Annotated in this window: 4 protein-coding genes; all 4 read left to right on the top strand. The window is 65.4% G+C overall.

Features of this window, described 5'->3' with window-relative positions; translation table 11 throughout:
* A partial coding sequence (gene hutI, locus EN932_RS30380; RefSeq protein ID WP_128369309.1) for an imidazolonepropionase occupies positions 1–987 on the top strand: 987 nt, incomplete at its 5' end.
* Entirely contained in the window at positions 984–2,525 is a 1,542-nt protein-coding gene (hutH, locus tag EN932_RS30385; protein ID WP_027162456.1) for a histidine ammonia-lyase, read from the top strand. The genes hutI and hutH, both read left to right, overlap by 4 nt.
* On the top strand, positions 2,525–3,343 hold the full coding sequence (hutG, locus tag EN932_RS30390) for an N-formylglutamate deformylase (RefSeq protein WP_013532301.1): 819 nt from the start codon (positions 2,525–2,527) through the stop codon (positions 3,341–3,343). The genes hutH and hutG overlap by 1 nt, the downstream gene beginning before the upstream one ends.
* 27 nt (positions 3,344–3,370) lie before the next feature.
* A partial coding sequence (gene hutU, locus EN932_RS30395) for a urocanate hydratase (protein WP_128369310.1) occupies positions 3,371–4,294 on the top strand: 924 nt, incomplete at its 3' end.

Below are 4,294 nucleotides of genomic sequence, written 5' to 3' on the forward strand. Positions count from 1 at the left end.
GTCCATGCCGGCAACCGCGCCAACGAATTCGAGATGCGGCTGGCCGGCGCCACTTATGAAGAGGTCGCCCGGGCTGGTGGCGGCATAGTCTCCTCGGTCAAGTCGCTGCGCGCCGCCAGCGAGAGCGAACTGGTCACCCAATCACTGCCACGCCTCGATGCGCTGATCGCCGAGGGCGTAACCACCGTGGAGGTAAAATCAGGCTACGGCCTGGACCTCGAAAACGAGAAGAAGTCGCTGCGTGCCGCACGGCGGCTGGGCAACCAGCGGCCGGTGACGATCCGCACGACCTTCCTCGGCGCCCACGCGCTGCCGCCGGAAGCCAAGGGTGACAAGGACGCCTTTATCGATCTGGTCGCCAAGGAAATTCTCCCGGCGGTTGCCGCCGAGGGGCTGGCCGATGCCGTCGACGGTTTCTGCGAGGGCATCGCCTTTTCGCCGGAACGGATGGCGCGCGTCTTCGATGCTGCAAAGGCGGCCGGCCTGCCGGTCAAGCTTCATGCCGACCAACTGTCCAATTTGCATGGCGCCGAACTCGCCGCCCGTTACGGTGCGCTGTCGGCCGACCATCTCGAATACACCGATGAGGCAGGTGCAGCGGCGATGGCCAAGGCCGGAACCGTGGCGACGATCCTGCCCGGCGCCTACTATTTCATTCGCGAAACCAAGAAGCCGCCGATCGGCTTGTTTCGCCAGCACGGCGTCAAGATGGCTGTCGCCACCGACAACAATCCCGGCACTTCGCCGCTGACCTCACTGCTTCTGACGATGAACATGGCCGCGACCCTGTTCGGCCTGACCGTCGATGAATGCATTGCCGGCGTCACCCGGGAGGCGGCCCGCGCGCTTGGTTTGCTGGGAGAAACCGGCACGCTGGAAGCCGGAAAATCCGCCGACCTGGCGATCTGGAACATCGAGCGCCCCGCCGAACTCGTCTATCGCATGGGCTTCAACCCGCTGCATGCCCGCATCTGGAGAGGACAATGACCGAACTGACCCTGAAGCCCGGCAATGCGACGCTGGCCGACTGGCGCGCCATCTATCGTGGCGCCGTGCCCAAGCTGGACGATGCCTGCCGGCCGAAAATCAAGGCGAGCGCCGAGGCCGTCGCTAGGATAGTCGCCAAGGGCGAGCCGGTCTATGGCATCAACACCGGCTTCGGCAAACTGGCCAGCGTCCGCATCCCGGCCGAGGATCTCGAGACCTTGCAGCGCAACATCGTCCTGTCGCACGCCGCCGGCGTCGGCGAGCCGATGCCGGTTGCCGTTTGCCGGCTGATGATGGCGCTGAAGCTCGCCAGCCTGGCGCAGGGCGCGTCGGGTGTGCGGCCGCAAACCATCGAGTTGCTGGAAGCGATGCTGGCCAACGACGTCATCCCGGTGGTGCCGGCGCAGGGTTCGGTCGGCGCCTCCGGCGACCTCGCCCCGTTGTCGCACATGACGGCGGTGATGATCGGTGTCGGCGAATGTTTTACCCCACATGGCCGTTTCCCGGCCAAGGTCGCCTTCGTCTCGCATGGCCTGGAACCGGTGACACTGGGCGCCAAGGAGGGCCTGGCGCTGCTCAACGGCACCCAGTTTTCGACCGCCTATGCGCTGGCCGCCTTGTTCGAGGCCGAAGTGCTCTACCAATCGGCGCTGGTCGCCGGTGCCCTGTCGACCGACGCGGCAAAAGGCTCCGACGCACCCTTTGATCCGCGCATCCATGTGCTGAGAAAGCATCCCGGGCAGGTCGAGACGGCCGACGCCCTGCGCAATCTGATGGCCGGCAGCGCCATCCGTGAATCGCACCGGGTTGGCGACGAACGCGTGCAGGATCCCTATTGCCTGCGCTGCCAGCCGCAGGTGATGGGCGCGGCACTCACCGTGCTGCGCCAGGCGGCCGACACGCTGGGCACCGAAGCCAACGGCGTCACCGACAATCCGCTGATCTTCGCCGAGGATGACACCGCGCTTTCCGGCGGCAATTTCCACGCCGAGCCGGTGGCCTTCGCCGCCGACATGATCGCGCTCGCCGTCTGCGAGATCGGCTCGCTGTCGGAGCGCCGCATCGCCATGCTTGTCGATCCGGCACTTTCCGGCATGCCGGCCTTCCTGACGCCCAAGCCCGGCCTGAACTCCGGCTTCATGATCCCGCAGGTGACGGCGGCGGCGCTCGTCTCGGAAAACAAGCAGAAAGCCTATCCGGCATCAGTCGATTCGATCCCCACCTCGGCCAACCAGGAAGACCATGTTTCGATGGCGGCGCACGGTGCGCGCCGGCTGATCGGCATGGTCGAGAACGCCACCGCGGTGATAGGCATCGAATTGCTGGCCGCGGCCCAAGGCTGCGATTTCCACGCGCCGCTGGCCTCGAGCGACGCCCTGGAGGCGGTGCGCAGGCTGGTGCGGGCCGAGGTGCCACATCTCGACAATGACCGCCATTTCCACCCCGATATGGAAAAAGCCATCGCCATGGTGCGCAGCGGTGCGGCCATCGAGGCCGCCGGCGGTGTGGCTCTGCCGTCGATTTCCGGAGCGGTGTGATGGCAAGCGCGCCCTGGCTGACGGTCACGCCCGGCACAGCCCCGTTGCTGGTGTCGATACCACACACCGGCATCGACCTCGCCGGCCTTGAGAATCGGCTGGTCTCACCCTGGCTCGGCCGCCGCGACTGCGATTGGTGGATCGATAATCTCTATGACTTTGCCGCCGGCCTCGGGGCGACGGTGGTGCACACCGCGATCTCCCGCACCGTCATCGACGTCAACCGCGATCCCTCCGGCGCCTCGCTTTACCCCGGCCAGGCGACGACGGGCCTTTGCCCGACCGAGACCTTCGATGGCGATCCGCTCTATCGCGAGGGCGAAGAACCGGGGCCGTCGGAGATCGACGAGCGTCGCGAGGAATTCTTCGTGCCGTACCATGCCGCCTTGCAGGCCGAGATCGGCCGGTTGCGCGGGCTACACGAAAAGATCGTGCTCTATGACTGCCACTCGATCCGTTCAGTGCTGCCGCGCCTGTTCGAAGGCACGCTGCCGGTTTTCAATCTCGGCACCAATGACGGCAGGAGCGCCGATCCGACGCTGCAGGCGATGGTCGGCCAGATCATGGCCGAAACCGGTGAAACCTTTGTCATCAACGGCCGCTTCAAGGGCGGCTGGATCACACGCCATTTCGGCCAGCCGCAACAAGGCGTGCACGCACTGCAGATGGAACTCTCCAACCGCATCTATATGCGCGAGCCCGATGGCAAGGGCACGCCGGACAATTGGCCGGTGCCCTATGACGCCGAGTTCGCAGCACCGATCCGCGCCACCCTGCGGAAAATCCTCGAGACCGCGACATCCTGGGCGCGTGTCTGACATCAGATCCTCTTATGGAGTGACGCCATGAACAATCCTCGCCACAACATCCGCGAAGTCCGCAGCCCGCGCGGCACCGAAATCAGCGCGCGCTCCTGGCTGACGGAAGCGCCGCTGCGCATGCTGATGAACAATCTCGACCCGGATGTTGCTGAAAATCCCAACGAACTGGTCGTCTATGGCGGCATCGGCCGGGCGGCGCGCACCTGGAACGATTTCGACCGCATCGTCGCCTCCTTGAGGACGCTGGCCGATGACGAGACTTTGCTGGTCCAGTCGGGCAAGCCGGTCGGCGTCTTCCGCACCCATCCGGACGCCCCGCGTGTGCTGATCGCCAACTCCAATTTGGTGCCGCACTGGGCGAATTGGGAAAAGTTCAACGAGCTCGATAAGAAGGGCCTCATGATGTACGGCCAGATGACGGCCGGCTCGTGGATCTACATCGGCACGCAAGGCATCGTGCAAGGCACCTACGAGACCTTCGTCGAGGCCGGTCGCCAGCACTATGGCGGCAATCTCAAGGGAAAATGGATCCTGACCGGCGGCCTCGGCGGCATGGGTGGCGCCCAGCCGCTCGCCGCCGTCATGGCCGGCGCCTGCTGTCTCGCCATCGAATGTAACCCGGACTCGATCGATTTTCGCCTGCGCACCCGCTACGTCGACGAGCGCGCCGAGACGCTCGACGAGGCGCTGGAAAAGATCGAACGCTGGACCAAGGCCGGCGAGGCGAAGTCGGTCGGCCTGCTTGGCAATACGGCTGAGATCGTCCCGGAGATGTTCAGGCGTGGCATTCGCCCCGATATGGTCACCGACCAGACCTCGGCGCATGATCCCATCAACGGCTATCTGCCGAAGGGCTGGACGATGGCCGAGTGGCGCGAGAAGCGCGTCAGCGACCCCAAGGCGGTCGAGAAGGCGGCCCGCGCTTCCATGCGCGAACATGTCGAGGCG

Origin of the sequence: Mesorhizobium sp. M7A.F.Ca.US.002.01.1.1 (assembly GCF_004022955.1) — a bacterium.
In the GTDB taxonomy this organism is placed as follows: Bacteria; Pseudomonadota; Alphaproteobacteria; order Rhizobiales; family Rhizobiaceae; genus Mesorhizobium; species Mesorhizobium ciceri.